The organism is Pedobacter sp. 05T44, assembly GCF_056395985.1.
Window position 1 is genome coordinate 1064364 of the sequence record NZ_JBFTKO010000001.1, and the last position, 23814, is coordinate 1088177.

General features: G+C 38.8%; 25 protein-coding genes. 13 read left to right on the forward strand and 12 right to left on the reverse strand.

All coding sequences use genetic code 11. The annotated features are described in order from the left end of the window. Nucleotides 1-271 precede the first annotated feature (271 nt). The 8 genes from AC1DDK_RS04340 to arsB all read left to right on the forward strand — a co-directional run bounded on the left by AC1DDK_RS04340 (nt 272) and on the right by arsB (nt 6414). Nucleotides 272-1300, forward strand: a complete 1029-nt coding sequence (locus tag AC1DDK_RS04340) for a LacI family DNA-binding transcriptional regulator (protein ID WP_337715858.1) — start codon at nt 272-274, stop codon at nt 1298-1300. A 111-nt stretch (nt 1301-1411) separates the two neighbouring features. Next, nucleotides 1412-2164: an SDR family NAD(P)-dependent oxidoreductase gene (locus tag AC1DDK_RS04345; RefSeq protein ID WP_288879613.1), complete on the forward strand. Its 753-nt coding sequence runs from the start codon at nt 1412-1414 to the stop codon at nt 2162-2164. A 28-nt stretch (nt 2165-2192) separates the two neighbouring features. Next, a complete protein-coding gene (gene uxuA / locus AC1DDK_RS04350) occupies nt 2193-3356 on the forward strand; it encodes a mannonate dehydratase (protein ID WP_337715859.1) in 1164 nt (387 codons plus the stop codon). A gap of 63 nt (nt 3357-3419) precedes the next feature. Then, nucleotides 3420-3605 (forward strand): hypothetical protein, encoded by a 186-nt coding sequence (locus tag AC1DDK_RS04355; RefSeq protein WP_048904100.1) that lies wholly within the window; start codon nt 3420-3422, stop codon nt 3603-3605. 474 nt (nt 3606-4079) lie between these two features. Then, nucleotides 4080-4409 (forward strand): ArsR/SmtB family transcription factor, encoded by a 330-nt coding sequence (locus tag AC1DDK_RS04360; RefSeq protein ID WP_172660991.1) that lies wholly within the window; start codon nt 4080-4082, stop codon nt 4407-4409. A gap of 55 nt (nt 4410-4464) precedes the next feature. After that, nucleotides 4465-4959, forward strand: a complete 495-nt coding sequence (locus AC1DDK_RS04365; RefSeq protein WP_172660992.1) for a DUF6428 family protein — start codon at nt 4465-4467, stop codon at nt 4957-4959. A 7-nt stretch (nt 4960-4966) separates the two neighbouring features. Continuing rightward, a complete protein-coding gene (locus AC1DDK_RS04370; protein WP_288879609.1) occupies nt 4967-5380 on the forward strand; it encodes an arsenate reductase ArsC in 414 nt (137 codons plus the stop codon). Further along, nucleotides 5380-6414, forward strand: coding sequence for an ACR3 family arsenite efflux transporter (arsB, locus tag AC1DDK_RS04375; protein WP_288879607.1), 1035 nt, complete (start codon nt 5380-5382; stop codon nt 6412-6414). Before AC1DDK_RS04370 ends, arsB begins: the two co-directional genes overlap by 1 nt. A 1-nt stretch (nt 6415) precedes the next feature. Here arsB and AC1DDK_RS04380 read toward each other — a convergent pair whose 3' ends face one another. After that, nucleotides 6416-7171, reverse strand: coding sequence for a DeoR/GlpR family DNA-binding transcription regulator (locus AC1DDK_RS04380; RefSeq protein WP_172660995.1), 756 nt, complete (start codon nt 7169-7171; stop codon nt 6416-6418). A 51-nt stretch (nt 7172-7222) separates the two neighbouring features. Here AC1DDK_RS04380 and nudK point away from each other — a divergent pair, with 51 nt between their 5' ends. After that, nucleotides 7223-7798, forward strand: a complete 576-nt coding sequence (gene nudK / locus AC1DDK_RS04385; RefSeq protein WP_172660996.1) for a GDP-mannose pyrophosphatase NudK — start codon at nt 7223-7225, stop codon at nt 7796-7798. A gap of 18 nt (nt 7799-7816) precedes the next feature. On the opposite strand, the gene AC1DDK_RS04390 is transcribed toward nudK, so the two are convergent. Continuing rightward, nucleotides 7817-8929, reverse strand: coding sequence for a Gfo/Idh/MocA family protein (locus AC1DDK_RS04390; RefSeq protein ID WP_337715861.1), 1113 nt, complete (start codon nt 8927-8929; stop codon nt 7817-7819). A gap of 143 nt (nt 8930-9072) precedes the next feature. Between AC1DDK_RS04390 and AC1DDK_RS04395 the strand changes: the two genes are divergently transcribed. Then, entirely contained in the window at nt 9073-11061 is a 1989-nt protein-coding gene (locus AC1DDK_RS04395) for a sensor histidine kinase (protein WP_172660998.1), read from the forward strand. On the opposite strand, the gene ispG is transcribed toward AC1DDK_RS04395, so the two are convergent. The 5 genes from ispG to AC1DDK_RS04420 are packed head-to-tail and all read right to left on the reverse strand — an operon-like array spanning nt 11021 to nt 16078. Next, nucleotides 11021-13015, reverse strand: a complete 1995-nt coding sequence (gene ispG / locus AC1DDK_RS04400; protein WP_288879604.1) for a (E)-4-hydroxy-3-methylbut-2-enyl-diphosphate synthase — start codon at nt 13013-13015, stop codon at nt 11021-11023. The two genes, AC1DDK_RS04395 and ispG, sit on opposite strands and share 41 nt — an antisense overlap. A gap of 49 nt (nt 13016-13064) precedes the next feature. Continuing rightward, on the reverse strand, nt 13065-13685 hold the full coding sequence (locus AC1DDK_RS04405; protein WP_172661000.1) for an RDD family protein: 621 nt from the start codon (nt 13683-13685) through the stop codon (nt 13065-13067). 41 nt (nt 13686-13726) lie between these two features. Then, complete coding sequence (locus AC1DDK_RS04410; RefSeq protein ID WP_288879602.1) at nt 13727-14659, reverse strand: LiaF transmembrane domain-containing protein; 933 nt, start codon at nt 14657-14659, stop codon at nt 13727-13729. Nucleotide 14660: 1 nt separating this feature from the next. Beyond that, nucleotides 14661-15368, reverse strand: a complete 708-nt coding sequence (locus tag AC1DDK_RS04415; RefSeq protein ID WP_172661002.1) for a PspC domain-containing protein — start codon at nt 15366-15368, stop codon at nt 14661-14663. A gap of 20 nt (nt 15369-15388) precedes the next feature. Beyond that, complete coding sequence (locus tag AC1DDK_RS04420; RefSeq protein ID WP_172661003.1) at nt 15389-16078, reverse strand: SDR family NAD(P)-dependent oxidoreductase; 690 nt, start codon at nt 16076-16078, stop codon at nt 15389-15391. A 160-nt stretch (nt 16079-16238) separates the two neighbouring features. On the opposite strand from AC1DDK_RS04420, the gene AC1DDK_RS04425 reads away from it, so the two are divergent. From AC1DDK_RS04425 to AC1DDK_RS04435, 3 genes are read left to right on the forward strand one after another with little or no spacing between them, the layout of a single operon-like run. Continuing rightward, the gene (locus tag AC1DDK_RS04425) at nt 16239-16973 is read left to right on the forward strand and encodes an MlaE family ABC transporter permease (protein ID WP_172661004.1); all 735 of its coding nucleotides are present in this window, start codon (nt 16239-16241) and stop codon (nt 16971-16973) included. Then, entirely contained in the window at nt 16970-17722 is a 753-nt protein-coding gene (locus AC1DDK_RS04430; RefSeq protein WP_048903872.1) for an ABC transporter ATP-binding protein, read from the forward strand. Before AC1DDK_RS04425 ends, AC1DDK_RS04430 begins: the two co-directional genes overlap by 4 nt. 9 nt (nt 17723-17731) lie before the next feature. Beyond that, nucleotides 17732-18616 carry a class I SAM-dependent methyltransferase gene (locus AC1DDK_RS04435; protein WP_172661005.1) on the forward strand — a complete coding sequence of 295 codons (885 nt, stop codon included), beginning with the start codon at nt 17732-17734 and terminating at the stop codon, nt 18614-18616. Between the two features lie 217 nt (nt 18617-18833). Here the strand turns inward: AC1DDK_RS04435 and AC1DDK_RS04440 are convergent, their stop codons facing one another. The 5 genes from AC1DDK_RS04440 to AC1DDK_RS04460 all read right to left on the reverse strand — a co-directional run bounded on the left by AC1DDK_RS04440 (nt 18834) and on the right by AC1DDK_RS04460 (nt 23790). Then, nucleotides 18834-19862 (reverse strand): hemin-degrading factor, encoded by a 1029-nt coding sequence (locus AC1DDK_RS04440; RefSeq protein ID WP_172661006.1) that lies wholly within the window; start codon nt 19860-19862, stop codon nt 18834-18836. Between the two features lie 62 nt (nt 19863-19924). Further along, nucleotides 19925-20707, reverse strand: coding sequence for a heme ABC transporter ATP-binding protein (locus AC1DDK_RS04445; protein WP_172661007.1), 783 nt, complete (start codon nt 20705-20707; stop codon nt 19925-19927). After that, on the reverse strand, nt 20708-21754 hold the full coding sequence (locus tag AC1DDK_RS04450; RefSeq protein WP_477633856.1) for a FecCD family ABC transporter permease: 1047 nt from the start codon (nt 21752-21754) through the stop codon (nt 20708-20710). An 11-nt stretch (nt 21755-21765) separates the two neighbouring features. Next, the gene (locus AC1DDK_RS04455; RefSeq protein WP_337715863.1) at nt 21766-22635 is read right to left on the reverse strand and encodes a heme/hemin ABC transporter substrate-binding protein; all 870 of its coding nucleotides are present in this window, start codon (nt 22633-22635) and stop codon (nt 21766-21768) included. A 72-nt stretch (nt 22636-22707) separates the two neighbouring features. Continuing rightward, nucleotides 22708-23790, reverse strand: coding sequence for an HmuY family protein (locus AC1DDK_RS04460; protein ID WP_337715865.1), 1083 nt, complete (start codon nt 23788-23790; stop codon nt 22708-22710). Between the last annotated feature and the right edge of the window lie 24 nt (nt 23791-23814).

Sequence of the window (23814 nt, forward strand, 5' to 3'; positions counted from 1 at the left end):
ATGCAACCGATAGCATAAATGTTTTTAAATTTGTCTATTCATACCTGGAAGGGATTAAGGAATGAATAAAACCACAAAAAGCATTCAAAGATGATAAAAATGGACTTTTATACGGAAAAACACATCTTTCCAAGGCAACAAAGCAGACAAAACTATCAGCTGGGCAACTGCCTGGATCACATTTTTCCCGCAGAAAAAAGCAATAAATATGCATCCGGTTTCAATTTTAAATACAAAATCATTACATCAGGCTCCATAAAAATCTAAAGAAATGCACTCACAAAAAGACGTAACCATTTACGATATCGCCGAAAAGCTCAACCTCTCGCCTACAACTGTTAGTCGCGGGCTGAAGGATCATCCTGCCATAAGTAAAAAAACAAAGAAGAGAATTAACGACATTGCTGCAGAGCTGGGTTATCGCTTCAATACGTTTGCAAGCAACCTCAGAAGCAAACGCACCAATACCATAGGCGTAATCATTCCAAGAATGAACAGTAGTTTTATGTCGGCAGTACTGGCTGGAATGGAAAAAGTTGCAAATGAGGCCAGCTATAATTTAATCATCAGCCAATCACTTGAATCGGCAGAAAAAGAGGCGGTAAACGTAAAAACGATGTTTAACAATCGCGTAGACGGTTTAATGGTATCTGTAGCTTACGACACAGTTGGCGTTTCGCAATTCGAAATGCTATTAGAGAAAGGCATCCCGCTGTTATTTTTTGATCGCACACTTGATCATCCGCAGTGCACCAGTATTGTTATCGACAATTATAAATCCGGGTACCTTGCAACGCAGCATTTAATAGCGCAGGGATGTAAAAATATCATCCACATCACCGGAAATCTGGCCAGGAATGTTTATGCCGATCGCCAAAGAGGATACGAGTCTGCACTGAAAGATGCAGGGATCCAGACAGACCCTAACAATACTTTCATTAACGTACTGGATGAACAAGCGGGCATAGATTGCGCCCAAAAGATATTGAAAATGAACCCATTACCTGATGGCGTTTTTGTAGACAACGACACCTGCGCGGTTAACTGCATGGCTATCCTTATGAATAATGGAATTAAAATACCTGAGGACATTGCTTTTATTGGCTTTAACAACGACCCGATATCAAGGGTGATCAGACCAGCATTATCAACCATTAACTATCCGGGGTTTGAAATGGGAGAAATAGCGGCGCACAAACTAATCGCACATTTAAACGGGCAACAAAGCATAAATTCAACCAATTCAATTATTTTACGATCAGAACTTATCGCAAGAGATTCATCTAAAAGGATTAAATAACAAAAAGGCAATCCAGTCGAAAAATAATTATGCAACCGGTTGCATAATTATGAGTTTTTTAACTACATTAGTTCAATTTTATTACCTCGAAATCTCAAACCAATACCATCCATGAAAGATGATCAAGAAAGAAAAATCGCACTAGTTACCGGCGGTGCATCAGGATTAGGCTTTGCCATAGCTGAAAAGTTTGTACAGAACAACATTTTCACTATCCTAATTGGAAGAAACGAACAAAGATTAGAAAAGGCATGTGAGCAACTGGGTGAACTTACAACTGCTATAACTTTTGATCTGAATAAACTAAGCGATATACCTAAATTGGTTTCAGATATCAAACAAAAGTTCGGTAGAATTGACATTCTTGTTAATAACGCCGGAATAAATGCAAAAAAACCGCTCATAGAAGTTACCGATCAGGAATTTCATGAGGTGATTCTTACAAACTTATCTTCCGTATTTTCATTAACTCGCGAGGTTTCAAAAGTGATGCTTAAACAAAAAAAAGGCTGCATCATAAATATCAGCTCTATGGCAGCTCAATATGGCATACCCAAAGTAATTGCTTATACTGCTGCCAAATCAGGTATCGAAGGAATGACAAAAGCAATGGCAGTAGAACTTTCGCCCGATGGTATTCGCGTAAACTGTATTGCTCCTGGCTTTATAGCCACAGATATGTCGGCCAAAGCACTAAACAATGATCCGGACAGAAAAAACAAGGTGCTTTCGCGCACCCCAATGGGAAAACTAGGCCTACCATCCGACATAGGAGATGCCGCTTACTTCCTTGCGTCTGATGATGCTAAATTCATTACGGGTATAGTTATACCTGTTGACGGCGGAAATTCAATAGGATTTTAAACAAAAGTCTAAAGCTGATATGATTAAAATGGAACAAACCTTAAGATGGTTCGGCCCTAACGATCCGGTTAGTCTGCAATACATCAAACAAAGCGGCGCAACGGGCGTAGTTACCGCGCTGCATCACATTCCTGTTGGCGAAATATGGACTATTGATGAGATAGCGCTGAGAAATAAAGAAATTTCCGAAGCAGGATTAACATGGGCAGTTATCGAAAGCTTACCTGTTCATGAGGACATCAAAAAAAGAAGTGGGAACTATAAAACCTATATAGAAAACTATAAAATCAGCATGCAAAATGTTGCTGCCTGCGGCTTAAAAGTGATCACCTATAATTTCATGCCCATATTGGACTGGATGCGCACCAATGTTTCATACGAACTAAGTGACGGCAGCAAGGCCCTATATTTTGAAAAATCGGCTTTTATAGCATTTGATCTTTTCTTGTTAAAGCGACCAAATGCCCAAAACGACTATCAACCAGGCGAGATTGAAAAGGCAGAAAAACGGTTCAGGGAAATGAGCAAACAGGAAAAAGAAACCTTATACAACAATGCATTACTTAGCCTGCCAGGATCAGACGAGCCTTTTACCCCTGAGCAGATTTTAAGCGCGCTGGAAACTTACAGGAATATCGACAACAAGAAACTAAAGGAAAACCTTTATGAATTCCTTAAAGAAATTATTCCAGTTGCAGAACAAACAGGACTGCAATTGGCCATTCATCCGGACGACCCTCCCTACTCTATTCTGGGCCTTCCAAGAATCATGAGTACTGAAGCCGATGTCCAGGACATGCTTACCGAAGTTCCATCGGCCAATAATGGCATATGCTTCTGTACAGGTTCATTTGGCGCGCGTGCCGACAATGATCTACAGGGAATGATAAAAAGACTTGGCAACCATATTTTCTTTCTTCACCTCCGTAGCACCCAAAGAGATCAGGAAGGAAACTTTTACGAGGCCAATCACCTGGAAGGAGATGCCAACATGCCTGAAGTTGTTAGAGAGGTGGTTGCACTTCAACAAAGACTCAATAGCTCTATTCCGATGAGACCCGATCATGGTCACCAAATGTTAGATGATCTGAACAAAAAGCATTACCCGGGTTATTCTATTATTGGCAGGCTAAAGGGTCTGGCAGAGTTAAGAGGACTCGAATCCGGGATACTAAGCAGTCTTGATTCTTAAATTGCATTTTCAAACCATTTCCAGTCCCGTTTGTTAGTGATAAGAACACTAATATTTTAAAAAATGGGATTATTTAAAACTGCCTTAATCGGCGCCGCAATATATGGCATAGTTAAGTATGTAACTAAAAAGGACATTAATGGCCGCTCAATAGCCGACGACATCAAAGAAAAAGCACCAGAATGGATGGAAAAAGCTAAAAACTTAAAAGATGATTTAAAAGTAGAACTGGAAAAACAACGGTATTAGTATTGTTTTAAGTCACTTACTTTTTCGGGGCACCCAAATAAAATAAACCGGGACCTTTTTGATATCCTTTGGCAATCCTGTAGATGATTTCCGCCAGCGCTTTTGTAGTTCCGATGGGGATATGGTTCGAAATTCCGGTGTTATTGATATGCCTTTCATAAATCAGTAAAATTAGATGCATTAAAATTACTAATATTTTTAGTAAAACAGAAGTGAATTTTTCAGTTCTCTGAATGAGATTGTATGACCACTTGATCCAGACATAATGTGCACCTTGTTCACACTTTCCTCACAAACAGGTACCTTTTTGTGAGGAAAGTGTGAACAAGTCTCGAACAAGCCCCGAGCCAGCAAAAGTAAAATAGCTGGCCGCAGAACACCAAACTAATCTCCAAAGACATTAGGACAATGCAATTTTTTTTAAAAATAAATTTGTCATTACAACTATATATCGTAATATTGCGATGTATAATTATGGGACTTACAAAAACAGAAATATTTACTGAAGAACAAAACCGCCTGGCGGTGATGCTGAAAGCAATGGCCCACCCTGCACGCATTGCTATTCTACAGCAGATCATTAAAGCAAATGCCTGCATCTGTGGAGACCTGGTTGAAGAACTTGGGCTTGCACAAGCCACCATTTCGCAACATTTAAAAGAACTGAAAAATGCAGGCATTATACAGGGTACAATTGAAGGTGTAAGTGTTTGTTACTGCATCAATCCAACGGTATGGAATGAACTTCAACAACAACTCTCAGCATTCTTTTCTACTTATGAATTAAAGACAAACTGCTGTTAAAAAAATTTGACCTAATACATCGTAATATTGCAATTAAACAATTAAACAAATTATCATGAATACAACGGAATTAATCAACTGGCAAACATTTAAAAGTAAGCTACAGGACAATCCTGAACTTACTTTACAATTTCAATATGCTGAGGACAAATGGGTAGATGCTTCATATCACATCACGGAAATTAAACAGGCACCCATTGTATCGGTAGATTGCGGTGGGGTTATGAACTCGTGGACAGAAATTATAGTTCAGCTGTGGGAACCATCTGCCAAGGATAATGAAAGAGCAATGTCGGTGAGCAAAGCACTGTCAATTGTTAAGCTTGTCGAGAAAAGCCTGCCATTAAATCCACTGGCCGTGGTAAAAATAGAATTTGGGAACTCTCAATTTGATACTCGCCAGATGTATCCCGGAGAATTTATTATTGACAATGGGAACTTTATTGTAAACCTAAGCGCTGATTTTACACAATGCAAAGCCATTAATAGAGGAGAAAGTTGCGGCTCAACAGAAACAGTTACTTGCACCCCAGGTGGCGGTTGCTGCTAGTTAAAATATGAAAAATATACTTGTATTATGCACCGGCAACAGTTGCCGCAGTCAAATTGCCGAAGGCTATTTAAGATTCTTTGCAAAGAATAATGCTGAAATTTACAGTGCCGGGATAGAAACACATGGCGTAAATCCGAAAGCCATTGAAACGATGAAAGAAGATGGGATTGACATCTCATCACATACTTCAAACAACATCAATGAGTACATGGATGTTGATTTTGATTATGTAATCACTGTGTGTGATAACGCTAAGGAAAGCTGCCCGTATTTCCCTACAAATGCACAAAAATTCCATTACAACTTTCCAGATCCAGCTAAAGCAACAGGAACAGACGAGGAGGTTAAAACACAATTCAGAGGAGTAAGGGAGATGATTAAACAGTACTGTCAGAATTTTATAGAAAAGAATATTTAATGGAAAGGAAAAAATTAGGCTTTCTTGATCGTTACCTTACTTTATGGATATTTCTTGCTATGGCTGTTGGTATTGGAATCGGGTATCTGGTTCCATCTTCCGCTACCATTATCAATTCCTTTTCCAGCGGAACAACAAATATTCCACTGGCAATAGGGTTGATTCTGATGATGTACCCTCCACTAGCCAAAGTTAAGTATGAAAATATGGGCAGGGTATTTAAGGACACGAAGGTGCTCTCTCTGTCTTTAGTACTAAACTGGATTATAGGCCCTGTACTCATGTTTATTTTAGCCATTGTTTTTTTGCACGACTACCCTGAATACATGGTAGGCTTAATTTTGATTGGCCTGGCCAGATGCATTGCAATGGTAGTTGTCTGGAATGAGCTTGCAGAAGGCGATAGAGAATATGCAGCTGGCCTGATTGCCCTGAACAGTATTTTTCAGGTCTTATTATACAGCGTATTTGCGTATATTTTTATTACCGTTTTACCTCCTTTATTTGGATTAAAAGGATTAGAAGTAAATATCACGATAGGCCAGATTGCCGAGAGTGTGGCGATTTATCTTGGGATACCGTTTGCATTGGGTATCATCAGCCGTTATACATTAATAAAACTTAAAGGAGAAACCTGGTTTCAAACCAAATTTGTACCGTTAATTTCACCTGTTACACTAATCGCCTTATTATTCACAATTGTGATCATGTTCAGTTTAAAGGGCAATCTGATCATAAAAATTCCTATGGATGTAATACGAATAGCAATACCATTGGTCATCTATTTTGTGATCATGTTTATCTTCAGCTTCCTTATGGGCAAATATTTTGGCGCTGATTATTCTAAAAACACAGCAATTGCATTTACTGCTACAGGCAATAATTTTGAACTGGCAATAGCTGTTGCAATTGGCGTTTTCGGCATCAACTCGGGGCAAGCATTTGCAGGTGTTATTGGCCCACTGGTTGAGGTCCCTGCACTTATTGCCCTGGTAAATGTTGCTTTTTGGTTTAGAAAGAAGTATTACCGGTAAACTACTGCAGCACCCTCACTCCTTCTTGTTCGATTTTCTTTTTCAAAGGGCCCGTTAGCTGAGCATCTGTAATTAAAAAGTGTATCGATTTCAGAGTTCCAAATTTAACATAAGCATCTTTCCCAATTTTTGAGGAATCGGTAAGTAAATAAACCTGTTCCGCATTCTTTAGAAAAGCTTTTGTTATTTGGGCTTCCTTTTCGCTATGTGCTGTTAAACCATTTTGTAGTGATATGCCGTCGACACCTACAAAAGCTTTAGAAACGTGATAAGTATCGATGTGCTGAACCGCCATATCCCCGTGCACTGCCCTGCGTTCTTTATCCAGCTCACCCCCTATCAGGTTAATACCAATACCAGGTGTATCTATTAATTCTGCTACTATTGGCAAAGAATTGGTAATAACCTTTAGCTTATTAAGCTTCTTTAAATGAGCACACATAGCAAACACCGTACTTCCGCAATCCATAAATATTGTATCCCCATCTACCACCTGAGCGGCAGCTAATTTTCCTATTTCCTGCTTGCTTTCTGTATTAGCAGTTTGCTTTTTATGGAATGCCACGAAGGGCAGATTATCTAGCTTCATGGCGCCTCCATGCGTTCGCTGCAGGAGCCCCTCTTCAGAAAGATCTTGCAAATCTCTTCTGACCGTAGCAGGAGATATTGATAATTTCCGAGAGATCTCCATTACAGATAAAGCCTCAAATTCATCAAGTATCATTAAAATCTTTTTCTTTCTTTCCTGAAAACTCATATAAATAGCCTACATTTGATCAAAAATAATCATTATTAATCATAATTGATCATGAATAGTACAATAAATATAATCAAAGAGGAAATTTTATCAGACGACTGGTATGTTTTAAAGAAAACAACATTCAACTTCTTGTCTAAAAAAGGGATACAGGAAACGCTAAGCAGGGAAACTTATGATCGTGGAAACGGGGCTACAATCCTTCTTTACAACCGATCACTGCAAACCGTTATTCTGATTAAGCAGTTCCGATTCCCCACATACGTTAATGGCAATGTTACCGGAATGCTGATTGAAACATGCGCAGGTTTACTTGACGAAAACAGTCCGGAGGAAGCTATCCGCAGAGAAACAGAGGAAGAAACCGGATATGTATTGTCCTCCGTTCAAAAAGTATTTGAAGTTTATATGAGTCCTGGTTCCGTTACAGAAAAACTGTATTTCTTTATTGCAGAATACACGGCTGATATGAAAACGGAAATAGGAGGCGGCGTAGAAGATGAGGATATAGAAGTACTGGAATTACCATTTAATACCGCAATGAAAATGATTGCAACCGGCGAAATCAAGGATGGAAAAACAATCATGCTACTTCAGCATCTTGCACTATCAAAAATCATGGGGTAAACTCTTTTTTTAAAGAGCCTACAGTTTTAGCGGTATCTTTTTACCTGTTTTAGCCGCCAGATAAATGGCTTCAATAATTTTTAAATCTTTTAGCGCTTCTTCTCCGTTAACAGGTACTATTGGCTCTTTGCCTTCTAAAATAATGCCTGCCATTTCTTCCATCTGTACAGTTTGGTGGGTAGCGTGGGGTTGTGTTAATTCACCTTTATGCGTACGCCCTTTTATTGGCCCGTAGCCGGTTGAAGGCTGCATCTCGGCAAAACCTTTCTCTCCGACAAGATAAAACCGATCAAGATAGTTCATATTATATGTCGACAGGTAAGAGGCTACCGCCCCACCCGGAAATCCCATCTGGAATTGAATGGTTTCATCAACCCCTTCTTTAAATATTTCAGTATTTGTTTTTCTTTCTTGTGCGGTTACCCATGTAGGTTCCTCGCCTACCATATATCTGGAGCCGTTGATGGCGTAAATACCTATATCCATCATTGCTCCCCCACCTGCAAGCTGTTTATTCAATCGCCATTGTTTTGGATCGCCTATTTTAAAGCCACATTGTCCTTGAAAAAACATGATCTTTCCAAATTCACCGGCATTTCTCATTCGGATAACTTCGAGGGTTTTGGGCTCAAAATGCATCCTGTACCCCACCAGCAACTTCACGTTTGCTTTTTTACATGCATCGATCATTTCTTGCCCTTCTTTAGGACTTATTGCCATTGGCTTTTCGCAAATTGCATGCTTACCCGCTTTGGCAACACGAATAACCTGATCATGGTGAAGCGCATTAGGGGTAATAACATAGACCGCATCAATATCAGGATTGTTTTTTATCTGATCAAAGTTCTCATAGTTATAACAGTTCTTTTCCGGAATACCATATTTGGCTTGCCAGTCTTTGATTTTAGATGGTGTTCCACTAATTACACCTACCAGTTTTGCTTTAACGCAGGATTGCATTGCTTCTGCAACGCGACTACCATAGCCGCCAAGGCCCATAATAGCTACCCGTAAGACTGGTCCATCGTACAATTTATCAGTTTTTGAAGCTGACCATCCCGAAAGCGGTATAAATGGTAAAACCAATGAAGAAAGTCCAAGTTTCTGTAAAAAGTCGCGACGTGTATCCATAATTTAAATCGTTTTAAACCCAATTTACATATTTTACACATAAAAAATAGAAGTTTTATAGACTTAACATACTATAAACAAAAATGTTGGCTTACATTTGGTTATAAAAACGACCAAACCAATTATTGTAAACGATCTCTTATATGCGCCGTTTTCTTATTTTAATTGCCTTTATACTTTCTGCTAAATTTCAGGCCATTGCTCAGGTGATTTATCTTAACGACAACACACCTTACAGCAATATAGGTAAACAGGTAACTTATTTTGAAGATAAGGATGCATCATTAACGATTGATGAAGTTAAAACTTTTGAAAAGGCCGGAAAATTTAAACCCAGTGAATCAAACGTACTAAACCTCGGAAATACAAAATCTGCATTTTGGATTAAAATTAACTACGTTAATCAAAGCACAGGAAAAGCTTATTTAATTGCAGACATGCCCAATATTGAATACATTGATTGTTATGCAGATAACACTGACGGAACCTGGGTTCAATTCAAATCAGGCTTTTTAATACCTTCGAGCACCAAGGTAAAATCAGAGAATCGTTATACCTTCAGCTTACCTCAAAACAGCAACCAAACCGATGTACAGCACATTTTTATAAGGGTAAAATCTGACAATTACCTACCACTGCCATTAAAGATGGCTACCTCTGACACTTTAGTTGCGGGCCCTACTTTCAGAGACTACCTGGAGATTGTTTTTATGGGTGTTCTGCTTTCTTTATTTGTGTATAACATTTTCTTATACATGAATATGAGAGACAAATTGTACCTGTATTATTGTCTGTATGTGCCTGGTCTATTTATTTATGTTTCTTTGTATTTGAGGGGATATTCTTACCTTCTTAATTCTGAGATAAGGAAAATCATCAACCTTTATCCCCATGCCTTCCTGTCCGTAACAGTTATTTTTGGAATTTTATTTTGTAGACGTTTCCTCAATCTCCGTGTAACTGCACCAAAGTTTTTAAAGATTTACTTGGCACTTATTTTCTTTTGTGTCATCCTGTTTTTTGTCAGCATTCTTGGATACAAGGGAATAGCAGCTAACTATACGCAGATCTTGATGTTTGTTTCTCCTATCATTTTATGGATTTCAGGATTTGTTGCTTACAGAAGTGGGCATACTCCAGCTAAATATTATATTCTTGCCTGGAGCTTCATAGCTCTGGCGATCTTGATTGTCATTTTAACCTTATCGAAGATTCTTCCTTTTACAGATTATACTTTTGATCTTTTACCAATTGGATCAGCAATTGAATTGTTATTACTGTCATTTGCAATGGGATATCGTTATAATCTAGTAATTAAACGGGAACAGCATACACGAGATGAAAACCTGATGCTGGTAAACGATCAGAACCTGCGTTTGGAGCACATTGTTAAGGAGCGTACATTAAAACTCAGTGACACGATAACGGAACTGGAACTTTCCAATTCTGTAAAAAATAARTTATTCTCTATCATTGCACATGACCTTAGAAGTCCTTTTAACAGTCTGACAGGCATCTTTGCGCTTAAAGACATGGACATGCTAACTCTCGAAGATTATAAAATGCTGTTAACAGAGAATCAAAAGCACATTGAAACGATCAATAGTTCTTTAAATAACCTTTTATATTGGGCAAGACGACAAATGGAAGTGGTAAATAGTGTACCCACTACATTTGATCTTAAACCTTTTATAGAAAAATTGCTTTTGGTTTATCTGCCGCTGATCCATAAGAAAGGGATCCTGACAGACATCAATTTATCGGATTCTTTTTCAGCTTATGCAGATGAGGACCATGTACAGCTCATTCTACGAAACCTGATTGACAATGCGATAAAGTTTACTCCTACCGGCAATGAAATTGGAATCGCCCTAAAAAACCATGGCAATATGGTAGAGATCTGCGTGTGGAATACCATCAATAATCCAGAGCAATTTGACGTTGAAGATATTCGAAATCCAAAAGCGGGAGGCGCAACCTACGGAACGGAAAATGAGAAAGGTATAGGTTTGGGCCTAACGCTGATCAGGGAATATATAAAAGCCAACGACAGCAAACTGAACATTGACCTGCTGGGAAATAAAGTGTCTTTTAGTTTTGATTTACCTCTATCCAGTTCCCGTCTTCTCTGATCAGTTCAATCAGATCATCAAGGGCACGGGCAGCATTTACATTTTTCTTGACCACTTCTTTTCCGCGATAAAGCGTTATTTTATCAGGGCCGGTCCCTACATAGCCATAATCGGCATCAGCCATTTCACCCGGGCCATTTACAATGCAACCCATGATACCAATTTTGATTCCTTTAAGATGATCGGTACGTGAACGGATCAATTGGGTAGTTTCCTGAAGATCAAAAAGTGTTCGTCCGCAGCTTGGACAAGAGATGTATTCTGTTTTAGAAATGCGGGTACGTGTTGCCTGTAAAATACCAAAACTTGTGGCATTAATTAGTGATAAGCCTACGGTTTCGTCAGCACTGATCCATATACCGTCGCCCAGTCCATCAGTAAACAAAGCACCAAGATCGGTAGCCGCATACAGCATCAGATCATCAGCACTAATGCCTGAATATGCTCTTTTTACTACAACCGGTATTTGCGAATTATGCTTCATTAAGGATACAAAAAACTCCCTTTGCATAGCCATACCATGTGCAGCATTAGTTTCTAATACCAAAACTACATTTGACTGCAATTTAGAAAGATCTATACCGGCACCCTCTTCTGCTTTTATACTAACAAGATTTAAATACTCATCTTTAACATCGGCAGCAATGTATTCTTCAAAAGAAAGTAAGGGATGGCAATTGTTCTTATCCTTTAAATTTAGCCAGGTTTGATAATTATAAATCTGCTTTAGATTACCCGGAAAAGAGAATGAAGGCAATGCATCTCCAAGATATACCATATCGGTTGCCTGATCGGCCATGTTGTATTTATCCAGACCTGCACTATATTTATAGCCAACTGCTGTTAAAAAGTAAGGGTCTTTTAAGTTTTCTTTAGATGCATCAATGATCACTACAGGGTGATGATGATCGCCAATATGTTGTACAGGTTCTGTATGCCTGCGGTTGTATTCGTAAGGATTATAGGGCAGGTCTTTTACAGTAATGCTTTCTGATTTTTGTCCCGCAATAATTTCATTATTTAACAGTGCCCTGGTTTCATATCTTGAAGCCAATGCTTTTGCAACAGGAGCCTCAAATTCAGGATCCTCGGTTAAAGAAACCCTAATGGTATCGCCCAATCCGTCTTCAAGTAATGTTCCAATACCAACTGCCGATTTAATACGGCCGTCTTCCCCATCGCCAGCCTCAGTTACACCAAGGTGCAAAGGATAATTCATGCCTTCTTTTACCATGGTCTCTACCAGTAAACGGTATGCCTGAACCATGATCTGTGTATTACTGGCTTTCATAGAGATAACCAGATTGTAATAATTCTGGTCCTCGCACATACGGATAAACTCCATTGCCGATTCAACCATACCTCTTGGAGTATCGCCGTAATGGCTCATGATCCGATCTGACAGCGATCCATGGTTAGTACCAATACGCATTGCTGTTCCGTATTCTTTACAGATCTTTACCAGCGGTGTAAATTTCTTATATATGCGCTCCAGCTCTGCCTGATAGGCTTGCTGCGTATATTCAATGTTTTCGAAGCGTTTCTTATCTGCATAGTTACCCGGATTTACCCTTACTTTTTCTACGATTCGAGCCGCAGCTTCAGCAGCATTTGGCGTAAAGTGGATATCGGCAACCAGTGGCACATTGTAACCCCTGAATCTTAATTCTTTTTTAATGTTAGCAAGGTTTTCTGCTTCCTTCATACTTGGGGCAGTAATACGAACATATTCGCAACCAGAGTTTACCATTCTAATGGTTTGCTCAACTGTACCCAAGGTATCCATGGTATCAGTTGTGGTCATAGATTGAATACGGATTGGATTTAATCCTCCCATAGGAATATCCCCGATACTAACCTCTCTGGTTAGAAATCTTGAATATTGGGTTAAACTGTTACAATACCCGCCATTTAACTCTTTCTGTAACGCGCGCTGATCAAATACTTTTTCCATGACTTGCTAATGTGCTACAAAGATAAAGATTATGTTTATAACTGTTATGTCAGATCAACCGGTCTTTTATAACCAGTGTATCCGCTATCAGATCATGAAAGCACTGTTGCTTCTTATTCAGAAAGCTGTACAAGTAGCCCAAAAAGAAAGGAGCTACAGACAATATTTTAGCAGCATTTCGGCCATAAGCATTATTTAAACTGATCCTGTTTCCACCCAGATCTGTAACTTTAATATTAATTAACCGCTTACCAATGGTTGCTTGCTTATCAGATGCTTCGGCAATGCTGCTATAAATAAATTTAGCAATAGAAATGAGGGGCAATCCTGCCAGTGAGACCATTATCCGCTGCGTTTTTTCTTCTACAAAGATGAAACTGATTAATACCAGCAGCACATAGCCCAGTGTTAAGAAAAAATAATCTATAACGGAGGCCAGCAAACGCTGATCAAAGGAAGCGAAGTATTGAGGGGCTGTTTTCTGAAAGGTAAAACCAAGAAGCTCACGTAGTTCTTGCAACTCGTGAGCTTCTTTATAATCGTCCATCCCAGGCTTCCTGATAAAAGTTCCCGGAAGGATATTTAGTGACTTTAATTGTTCTAATTGATATGGGCCTTCCGGCTTTCCGTTTATGACAACGGTATATTCAATTTCGTTCTTACTTTCCATTCTAAGAGTTAGCTTGTCGCAATTTAAGCGCGATAAATCGATTAATAACGATTTACCTCAAAGCTACTCAATCCTCCATCTAAATTGATAAATATCTTTTTAGCTGAAGCTTTATAATTCGGAGTTTCGTAGGTGCCATCTTCTAATTTGGTAAAACCTGTAAAATCTTTTGATGAAAGTCCGGTTTTGGTTTTGATTCTACATCCTGAATTTGATGGGATCTTAATTTTAACATCTGCTACACCAGTTTTTACATTTACATCTGTAATAGGCAGCAATTCTCCGATCTTAATATCAAGCGCAGCGGCACCACCATCAAAGTTGAAAGCGCGCACCTTGTATTGTGAAAGGTCAAAATTCACTTCTCCGGCCCCCATGTTCATATGGATTTCCCAGGTAGGTTTAATGTTTAATTTCATTTTAACATCGTTTCCACCGTCACCCATATTCCATTTCGAGTTGCCTTTCATTTTAAAGTTCACTGTAGTTATACTATCAGTTTTTTCTGTTTGTAATGAAAAGGTTCCTCCTCTTTTTTCTACATCTGCAGTAATTAAACTGTCTGTAGATCCTTTCAGGTCGAAAGATGTTCCACCTCCAGAAACATTCAAAACAGTTTTAGTAGAAACAGAATCTGTAAAAGGATGAGAGAAACTCAGGTGCTCGGTATCGTTGTTATCAAAATCTACACTGTCTTCAATGTTCACATCAGCCCATCTTTTACTCTCAGGAGCTTGCTGACCTTTGTAAAACAAAACGCCTAAGGTTACAACAAGGATTGCGATAGACACTATTCCACCTATCTGTGATTTATTTCTGTTAAAAAGAATATTTACACCTGCGATAATTAAAAATATTGGCCAGAAACGCCAAACATTGCGCCAGTAAAAATCAATTATATGAAAATTTTCTAAAAGGAGCACCCCACCTATAAAAAGCAGTACTATACCCCACATTATTCTATCCAGTTTCATCTTATATATCTTTTTTGGTGAATCTATCGTCTATATTGCTTTCGCCAGTATTTGAATTTCCTGGTATGTCTGTTGGTGTAGGTGCAGGGTTTACAGGATCAGTAGTTTGTCCTTCCTGAGGATTTTGTTTTTTCCATTCTTCCCAGGCATCTTTTCTTTTAGACTTAAGAATAAAGCTTACTCCTATTGCAACAAATACCAGTGGCCATAACTTGCCTATACTAAACCAGAAAGGAATGATATTAAACTCGTTCATCAGAAAATACAGGCCTATAACCAGTAAAAACAATCCCCCTACAGTTCTTCCAGTATCACTTTTCTGATAAGGCTTAAATTCAGGTTGTTTCGGCTCAGTTGTAAAACCTGCATCACTTACTGTAGATGAAGTCCATGCTTGCGATTGCGATGGATTTGATGTTTCAGGGTTTTGATACGGCTGTGAAAACGCGTTTGGTGAGTTAAAAGGATTATTTTGTGGTCCTTTATAAAACTCATTAAATTTTGAAAATCTTTTTGTCGGATCGTTATTTACAGGTACGACAATCCACATGATGATATACACCAAAATCCCTGTTCCAACTAAAAAGATGGTTGAGAGTACGAACAATAATCTGATTATCGTCACATCCACCTCCATGTACTCCGCAACTCCAGATGATACACCTGCAATTACTTTCTCATGCTCATTTCTAAATAATCTCTTGTCCATAATATATTTCCTCCTATATTTTAAAACTGTATCGGCTTTATAGTTATCTCATCAACATTTACGCCACTGCTTAAATTTAAAATGGTGTATATGGTATTCGCAATATCTTCTGGTTGTACAAAACGATCAGCGGGGATTTCTGTTCCCTCCCACGATGATGTTAGTGTTGAACCTGGCAATACAGCTGTTACCTTAACGTTGTATTTTGATAATTCCTCCCTAAATACACTATTAAGACTTAGCAATGCTGCTTTAGTTACACTATAGCTACCTGCATTTTCTGCATTTTGTTTACTGGCTATCGAACATATGTTAAAAATGTGGCCTGATTGCTGTGTGCGCATCATTTTACCAAAAAACTTTGACAGGTAATAGGCTGCGTTAAGGTTCAGATTTATTTGCTTTTCAAGCTGATCATCAGCTTCATCAAGTATAGATCCCTGCAAAAACATACCCGCATTATTCACTAAAACATCAACTTTGGGCATTTCGTTTTTTACAGCATTACAAAATGCATACACATCTTCTTTAATGCTGCAATCTGCCCGATAAGTAAATATCCTAACACCTGTATGCCTTAACTCTTCTGCAAAACTATCCAGTTCAGTCTTTTTTCTTGAACACACTGCTAAGTCATATCCACTCTGTGCCAGCTTTATTGCAATGGCCCTTCCAATACCTTTAGTCGCGCCGGTAATAATTGCATTCATTGTTTAAACATCTTTATTTAGCACAATAATACAAAAAAGCACCGCATGGCAAAACATTAATAGCCAAAGATTGGTTAGAAAAAGGGATTACAACGATTTCAACTTTTTATTGTTTCTTTGTAATAATATTGCACAAATACTATAGCTAATTTTTCATTGAATGAATTTCACCAATTTTGGCAGGTACCTACTTTTATTGAAAGCGGTATTTAGAAAGCCCGAAAAGTTTAAAATATACTTGAAGGCCATCTTTAAACAAATGGATTTTGTAGGGGTAGGTTCCCTGGGGCTGATTGCCATTATTTCTACTTTCATAGGAGCAGTAATGACATTACAAATTGCCTTCCAGTTGGTTAGCGACTTTATCCCTAAAACCATTATCGGTTCTGTAAACAGAGATTCAAGTATTCTTGAGCTTAGTCCTACCATTACCGCTATTGTTTTGGCCGGTAAAATCGGGTCTGCAATTTCCTCTGAAATTGGTACAATGCGTGTTAGCGAGCAGATTGATGCACTCGAGATTATGGGAATCAACTCTCCCGGTTATCTTATCCTGCCAAAAATCATTGCGGGGATTACCATGGTTCCTTTATTGGTAATTATGTCTATGTTCCTCAGCATTACCGGTGGATACATTGGTGGTACTTTATCTGGAGCTGTTTCTCCTGCCGAATATATTCAGGGTATCACTACTGATTTTAATCCTTATACCATTGTTGTAGCCCTTGTAAAGGCTTTTGTATTTGGTTTTATCATCACTTCGGTTCCTGCATATGAAGGTTTCTATGTAAAAGGCGGTGCACTCGAGGTAGCCCAGGCAAGTACAAGAGCTGTTGTTGTTAGCTGTATTACGATATTGGCATGTGATTACATTGTAACCCAGTTATTATTATGATCGAGATTAAGGACATACACAAATCGTTTGGCAGCAACAAAGTACTACAGGGAATTTCAGGTAAGTTTGAAGCTGGTGTAACCAACCTGATCATTGGAGGCTCCGGTTCGGGTAAAACCACACTACTTAAATGTATGATTGGCCTGCACCATCCTGAAGAAGGAAGTGTAGAATACGATGGGCGTGAGTTTACTACCATGAACTTCGAAGAAAAGATAGAGATCAGAAAAGAGATAGGTATGCTATTTCAGGGTTCCGCTTTATTTGATTCAATGACTGTTGAAGAGAACATCATGTTCCCTTTAAATATGTTTACCGATCAGGAACGTAAAGAAAAGCTGGAGCGCGTTAATTTCTGTTTGGAACGTGTAAACCTTGAAGGAAAAAACAAACTGTTTCCCGCAGAGCTTTCCGGTGGTATGAAAAAACGTGTGGGTATTGCCCGCGCTATTGCCATGAACCCAAAGTATTTGTTTGTTGATGAGCCAAACTCTGGACTTGATCCTAAAACTTCGATTGTAATTGATGAGCTGATTAAAGAGCTTACTGAAGAATACAACACTACAACCATAGTTGTTACCCATGATATGAACTCTGTAATGGGTATCGGCGACTATATTCTTTTCTTGCACGAAGGCAAGAAATTCTGGGAAGGCTCTAACAAAGAAATTGCCCATACTGAGATTCAAGAACTAAATGATTTCGTTTTTGCAAGCCGCTTTATGAAGGCTGCAAAAGGAAAGTTTTAATATATAATTATGATAAGCCTGCTAACACCCACGCATTGGAAAGATTATGAGCTGATTGATTGTGGTGATTTTGAAAAATTAGAACGTTTCGGTAACCTGGTACTATCCAGACCTGAGCCCCAAGCGGTATGGAAAAAGACTTTGTCTGATCAAGACTGGAAAAAACAAACACATATCAAATTTAAAGGTCGCTCTGCTACCTCCGGAGAATGGATTAAAAACTCCGCCCATTTACCAGATCGCTGGAATGTTGAGTACAAAAATGATGATGTAAGTATTAACCTCCGCTTAGGATTAACCTCATTTAAGCATGTTGGTGTTTTCCCTGAACAAGCTGTGAATTGGGATTATATCTCTTCATCGATAAAGAAATTTAAAACGGCAAGCCCTAAAGTATTAAACTTATTTGCTTATACAGGTGCTGCATCGTTAATTGCAAAAGCTGCCGGAGCAGACACTACTCATGTTGACTCTATTAAACAAGTAGTAAACTGGGCTAATGAAAACCAGGAACTTTCTAAGCTTAAAGATGTACGCTGGGTGGTTGAAGACGCACTAAAGTTTGTAAAAAGAGAGCTTAAACGCGGTAAAAAATATAATGGAATTATCTTGGACCCCCCTGCTTTTGGTCATGGACCAAATGGTGAGAAGTGGAAACTGGAAGACCACATTCAGGAAATGATGCAGGATGTTGTTCAGTTGCTGGATGAAGAAGAACACTTTCTGATCTTAAACACTTACTCTTTAGGTTTTTCTTCTGTTATTGTAGAGAATCTGATTAAAACTTCATTCCCTCAGGTAAAAAATCTTGAGACAGGAGAATTGTATTTGCAGGCAACTTCGGGTATTAAACTACCATTAGGTGTTTTTGGCAAGTTCAATACTTTCAAATAAAGAAATTCAATATTTTCAATTAGGAAGTGGCGTACACCCGTCATCTCGAAGGAGAGATCTCTTGAACTACTAAACAAGAGATCTCTCCTTCGAGATGACGACAGCTTTAAGATGGAGGAATAGATTTTAAAAATAAAAAAGGCGCCGGGACCTAAACCGACGCCTTTAAACACACTTAAACCCAGTAACACCTTACTGCTTAAGTTTCTTTCGCTGTTTATGCAATTACAGCTAATTCATTTGCGATCATTCTCCAATTCTCATTTTCAGGAATACCAGGTTTACGCTTTCCAAAAAACTGAACAATGATGTTTCCTTCTTTATCAAATACTTCAATACTGGTTACAATACCATCATCTGTTGGCTTTTTAACTAACCATACGTTTGCAATACCATCTTCACGAAGGTGCATGTTAAATTCAGGATCCAGGACGTTAAACCACGGGCCTGTTTGAACAAGCTTCTTTACCAAACCAGTATGGATCTGGATACAGCCGGCATTTGAGGTAAAAACCATTATTTCAAGATCAGTTTCTGAAGCCCTAGTTAAAATTGCTTTCAGAGAATCGGTTGTAATTTGTGTAGCATGGCCTTCAGGTGCTAAACGCAAACCCTGAGTGCGACTTAATCCATGAGTTCTTAACAAACCATGAAAATCGTGCGTATCCTTTAGCGCCAACCATTCCTTTTTAAATGTTTCTACATCAACTTCCTGATCTGGTTTTTCTACGGCAGCAACTTTCTCTGTAATTATCTCTAATGCAGCGGTCTGATCGTCTGCAGTATATTTTTCAACCAATACCTCATAAGCGTCAGCATTGCTCGTATCGGTTAAGTAGATTTTGTGTATCGCCTGTCCATCCTTACCAAAAAACTGGAGGCTTTTACGGTCATTCTCATTAACCGCAAAGGCCGATTTCCATGCGCTCATAAATAACCTCAAATCGATATCAGGATTTACTGCCAATCCCATCATTCCTTTAAAAGATACTTTTTTATAGATTCCTTTACGTTCATGAACACAAAAGTCATTACGTGTTAAGGCCATTACATAACCTAAGCTTTCAACTTCTTTTAATATCTCCTGGAATTGGTCCTGCAAACGGATAGCTGTTGAGTTTACAGTTGTTGCGATTAATTCGGCTTCGCTGGTACCAAGTTGTTTTGCAGCATCTCTGATACGGACTTTTGGGTTTTCTGTTTTGAATGCTTCCCACTGGCTTTTTAAATCTAATATCTTTTCCATTTTATCCTGTTTTAATTAATTCGTTCTATTTTAAATTGAAGTGTATTCATGATACACCTTTTTTAGCTTACACTAGTAGCTGGTATAACCAGCGGACAATTATAATCTTCGCATTCCATTAGCTTTACTTTAATGCTAAAAGTCTCATGAATATTATCACAATTGATCACTTCAACAGGCAACCCTTCGGCTACTTTTTTACCATTTTTTAACATCAGTATTCTATCTGCAAAGCGAGAAGCATAATTGATGTCATGCAAAATGCAGATCACGCAATACCCTCTGTCGGCCAGTTTACGAGCCAACACCATAATCTGCTGCTGAAACTGAATATCAAGACCGTTTGTAGGCTCATCCAATAACAAACAGGCATTCGGGCTGTCATAAACCTGTGCAATAACCCTCGCCAATTGAACCCTTTGCTGTTCACCACCTGACAGCGTATTATAATCTCGGCCCGACAAATGGCTTATTCCTGTATCCTGCATCACTCTTCTTACCACCGAAAAATCGTTGGCAGCTGGCTTCTGATCAAAATGTGGATATCTTCCCATCATTACCAGTTCATCAACAATAAAAGAAACTGAAATCGTATTGTGCTGAGAAAGCACAGCTCTTGTCTTTGCCAGGTCTTCGAGCCTGTAATTCATCAGCTCTTTTCCCTTAATAAAAACCTTACCTGCCGATGGCCTTATCTCTCTGCAAAGCAATTTCATTAAAGTACTTTTACCGGCACCATTAGCACCTAAAATAGCCAGCATTTCACCAGAGTGAGCCTCAAAGCTCAACCCATCTACCAGTTTCCTGTTTCCTACTTTATAGGTAAGTTCTTCTACTCGGATCATCTATAGGTTGTTTTTATTTTTCTCAGAAATAATAATATATATAAACACAKGCACACCAATCATTGCAGTTAATATGCCTATTGGAAGTTCCGCCGGAGCAACTATTGTTCTTGCAATAAGATCGGCCCCGGTTAACAAAGCCCCACCAAGCAATGCTGATCCAGGAATTACCAGTCTATGATCAGCAGTAAATGTCATCCTTATAATATGTGGAATAATTAAGCCGATAAATCCAATAATTCCGGCCATGGCAACAGAAGCACCCACAGCCATGGTGGCCAGAATAATAATCATCCGTTTAACTACTTTAACATTTACACCCATATGCAAAGCCTGGGGTTCTCCAAGGACCAATGCGTTTAAAGATTTGGCAAAAAAAGGAAGCGTAACAATAGGAATTAAAACAAAGGGTAATAATGCACTAACAGTTTGCCAGCTAGCCCCGCCTAGACTTCCAAGGTTCCAAAATGTAATGTTTCTTAATTGTGCATCGGTAGCCATGTACGTCATTAATCCAATAAACGAATTTGCCAATGCATTAATTGCCAATCCGGCCAGTAATAAAGTTGTGATAACTGTTTTACCATTCTTCATCGCAATGCGATAAACAATCATCGTAGTAATACCGGCACCAATAAATGCTGCAATAGATAAGGCGTAAAAACTTAATGTACCTGTTAGATTTTTAAAAATATTTATCTCAAGCACGATCATAATTACAGCAAACAATGTGGCACCCGATGATATTCCTATTAAACCAGGTTCGGCAAGGGGGTTGCGAAACAACCCCTGAATGGCAGCTCCTGAAACGCCCAATCCGGCGCCAATAAGGCTACCCAACAGCACTCTTGGCAGACGAAGATTAAAAAACACTGATTCCTGTTGCGAAGTAAAGCCCTGATGATCGGATAATCTTGTATGGTAACTTATGATAGATAGCAGTTCAGAGAAACTGATATCCACAGCACCAATGCAGGAAGAAACCACCATGGTTACGACCAGAACTACCGCAAGCAGTACAATAATATATCCTGTTTTTTTAATCACCTCTATTTTCTCTACTTAACTGCGTTGTTGATTTTACCAGACAATTCTGTTATTGCCTTGCCTAAACGCAAACCGAAACCGGTTAGCAAAGCACCATCCATAGTGATGAACTTCTTGTTTTTACCTGCATTTGTTTGCGCTATACCCTGAACTGTTTCCAAACCTTGCGTACCGCCTAAACTTTGCAAACCATCATCAAACAACAAGATTACATCGGGGTTGGCTTTAACAAGTGCTTCGGAGGTTAAAGGCTTATACTCAGAAAATCCTGTTACCGCATTTTGTGCTCCGGCTAATTCAATCACTTTATCAACTTGTGTACCTAAGCCGCCAACCATCATTGTTCCTGTGCCTCGGGCATAAATAAACAGTACTTTAGCTTTTTTTGTATTTGTTATTTGTTTTTGAGTAGCCGCTACTTCCGCATCAAATACCTTAATTAGGGAATCTGCCTTGGTCTGCTGCAATAGGCTATCGCCAACGGAACGGATTAAGTTCTTAGCCCCATCTATTGAGAATTCTTGTTTAAACAATACTAATTTAATGCCCGCGGTTTTAAACTGGGCGGCAAGTTGAGGAGATACTTCTTTATCAATCGCCACAACGATATTAGGTTGAAGCGACAAAACACCCTCAACATTGACCTTACTACTGTGGCCTACCTTAGGCTTGCTTTTTAAGCTTTCGGGATAGCTGCTTGTTATATCCGTTCCTACAATGTTTTTTTCTAAACCCAGTCCGGCAACTATTTCACTTACAGTTCCATTTAAAGAAACAATTTTCACACTATCCGGCAATTGCCTGACAGTGTTATTTTCGGTAGTGTTCCTGCATGCACTAAACATGGCAACAGCTACCATCAGCAATCCTATTTTTTTCATAATAAATGTTTAAAAAGAGGAGCTTCCGGGGGGGCCGAAAGCATCCTCATCTAACCAAACTAAACCAAACTTTTATCCTTTTTTAACGAGTTTATATTCTACTACAGGCTTGCCGCGCACTCCACCGTCGCTTGCATGAAAACTGTTAAATTTCAATTTGTATATATTACCGGCGCCATCTTTTACAACGTAAAACGAATCAGTTTTTACACCTACTGCGGTACCGGTTGTATTTCTCCATTTATCACCAATTGCATCTCGGTTTGCACTGAACGATAAAGCATTAAGGTTCGACTCAGAAAAATCTGCGTAACTTACTACCGAAGTTTTAACTTGAGCTACCTGAACACCATTTAGGCTATTGGTAAAAACGATATCAGAAAAGCTATATGGGAAAATACCATCCGCATTTGTACCATAATACATGGTCCAGGTCCATACCAGATCCCAGTTGGCTTTTACAGGCTCCACATTTACACTTTTTCCATCAGTAAGAGAGAAAAAGCTATAGTTAGAATTTGCATCCTTAACAATATCAACAGATTTAAAAGTAGTTTCCTTTAGCTTAGCATATTGCAAAGTATACCCGTTGGCCTTACGAAGAACCCTTACTTTGTAAACGGTCTCTGCACTTATTACTGAGCTATGACTACCACCAACCGGACTAACTATATAGACCTTATTTTCTGAATCTGTTGCAGAGATGGTTTCAATTGCAGTTTTATTAAGGATGCTGGCTTCTCTGGGGTCATCAAATTTCTTAAATTCAATTTCAGCTTTAGCACCTGTCTCGCCAAGCGCAATCGTTAAATCAGACAGGTTAAAATCTGCTTCAGTTACGGCATTTAAATCTGTCTTATCTAGCTTCTTTGCCGATGCCCCTGAAGTTCCGTTCAGAACAACTTTAAAATCATTACCAGAATAAAAACCTAAAGCCCAGCTGTTACGAAGCACGGTTGTTTGTTGGGCTCCACTTAAATCTACATAAACACTGTTGGCAGCACTACTGCCTGCTTCGGCACCAGCTATTCCATTTAGAGTTAATGTTGTCCCATCAGATACCGGAACCTCCAATATTGGATCGTCATCTTTACTGCAAGAAGTAAAGACTGTAGCAAAACACAATAGGGCAACGAGTTTAGTAATTTTGTTCATGATTTTATACGTATTATAATGATT

What these genes read in the sequence shown, in the direction of transcription:
- AC1DDK_RS04340 (WP_337715858.1), top strand. Translation starts at nt 272, where the DNA reads ATGCACTCACAAAAAGACGTAACCATTTACGATATCGCCGAAAAGCTC.
- AC1DDK_RS04345 (WP_288879613.1), top strand. Translation starts at nt 1,412, where the DNA reads ATGAAAGATGATCAAGAAAGAAAAATCGCACTAGTTACCGGCGGTGCA.
- uxuA (WP_337715859.1), top strand. Translation starts at nt 2,193, where the DNA reads ATGGAACAAACCTTAAGATGGTTCGGCCCTAACGATCCGGTTAGTCTG.
- AC1DDK_RS04355 (WP_048904100.1), top strand. Translation starts at nt 3,420, where the DNA reads ATGGGATTATTTAAAACTGCCTTAATCGGCGCCGCAATATATGGCATA.
- AC1DDK_RS04360 (WP_172660991.1), top strand. Translation starts at nt 4,080, where the DNA reads ATGGGACTTACAAAAACAGAAATATTTACTGAAGAACAAAACCGCCTG.
- AC1DDK_RS04365 (WP_172660992.1), top strand. Translation starts at nt 4,465, where the DNA reads ATGAATACAACGGAATTAATCAACTGGCAAACATTTAAAAGTAAGCTA.
- AC1DDK_RS04370 (WP_288879609.1), top strand. Translation starts at nt 4,967, where the DNA reads ATGAAAAATATACTTGTATTATGCACCGGCAACAGTTGCCGCAGTCAA.
- arsB (WP_288879607.1), top strand. Translation starts at nt 5,380, where the DNA reads ATGGAAAGGAAAAAATTAGGCTTTCTTGATCGTTACCTTACTTTATGG.
- AC1DDK_RS04380 (WP_172660995.1), bottom strand. Translation starts at nt 7,171, where the DNA reads ATGAGTTTTCAGGAAAGAAAGAAAAAGATTTTAATGATACTTGATGAA.
- nudK (WP_172660996.1), top strand. Translation starts at nt 7,223, where the DNA reads ATGAATAGTACAATAAATATAATCAAAGAGGAAATTTTATCAGACGAC.
- AC1DDK_RS04390 (WP_337715861.1), bottom strand. Translation starts at nt 8,929, where the DNA reads ATGGATACACGTCGCGACTTTTTACAGAAACTTGGACTTTCTTCATTG.
- ispG (WP_288879604.1), bottom strand. Translation starts at nt 13,015, where the DNA reads ATGGAAAAAGTATTTGATCAGCGCGCGTTACAGAAAGAGTTAAATGGC.
- AC1DDK_RS04405 (WP_172661000.1), bottom strand. Translation starts at nt 13,685, where the DNA reads ATGGAAAGTAAGAACGAAATTGAATATACCGTTGTCATAAACGGAAAG.
- AC1DDK_RS04410 (WP_288879602.1), bottom strand. Translation starts at nt 14,659, where the DNA reads ATGAAACTGGATAGAATAATGTGGGGTATAGTACTGCTTTTTATAGGT.
- AC1DDK_RS04415 (WP_172661002.1), bottom strand. Translation starts at nt 15,368, where the DNA reads ATGGACAAGAGATTATTTAGAAATGAGCATGAGAAAGTAATTGCAGGT.
- AC1DDK_RS04420 (WP_172661003.1), bottom strand. Translation starts at nt 16,078, where the DNA reads ATGAATGCAATTATTACCGGCGCGACTAAAGGTATTGGAAGGGCCATT.
- AC1DDK_RS04425 (WP_172661004.1), top strand. Translation starts at nt 16,239, where the DNA reads ATGAATTTCACCAATTTTGGCAGGTACCTACTTTTATTGAAAGCGGTA.
- AC1DDK_RS04430 (WP_048903872.1), top strand. Translation starts at nt 16,970, where the DNA reads ATGATCGAGATTAAGGACATACACAAATCGTTTGGCAGCAACAAAGTA.
- AC1DDK_RS04435 (WP_172661005.1), top strand. Translation starts at nt 17,732, where the DNA reads ATGATAAGCCTGCTAACACCCACGCATTGGAAAGATTATGAGCTGATT.
- AC1DDK_RS04440 (WP_172661006.1), bottom strand. Translation starts at nt 19,862, where the DNA reads ATGGAAAAGATATTAGATTTAAAAAGCCAGTGGGAAGCATTCAAAACA.
- AC1DDK_RS04445 (WP_172661007.1), bottom strand. Translation starts at nt 20,707, where the DNA reads ATGATCCGAGTAGAAGAACTTACCTATAAAGTAGGAAACAGGAAACTG.
- AC1DDK_RS04455 (WP_337715863.1), bottom strand. Translation starts at nt 22,635, where the DNA reads ATGAAAAAAATAGGATTGCTGATGGTAGCTGTTGCCATGTTTAGTGCA.
- AC1DDK_RS04460 (WP_337715865.1), bottom strand. Translation starts at nt 23,790, where the DNA reads ATGAACAAAATTACTAAACTCGTTGCCCTATTGTGTTTTGCTACAGTC.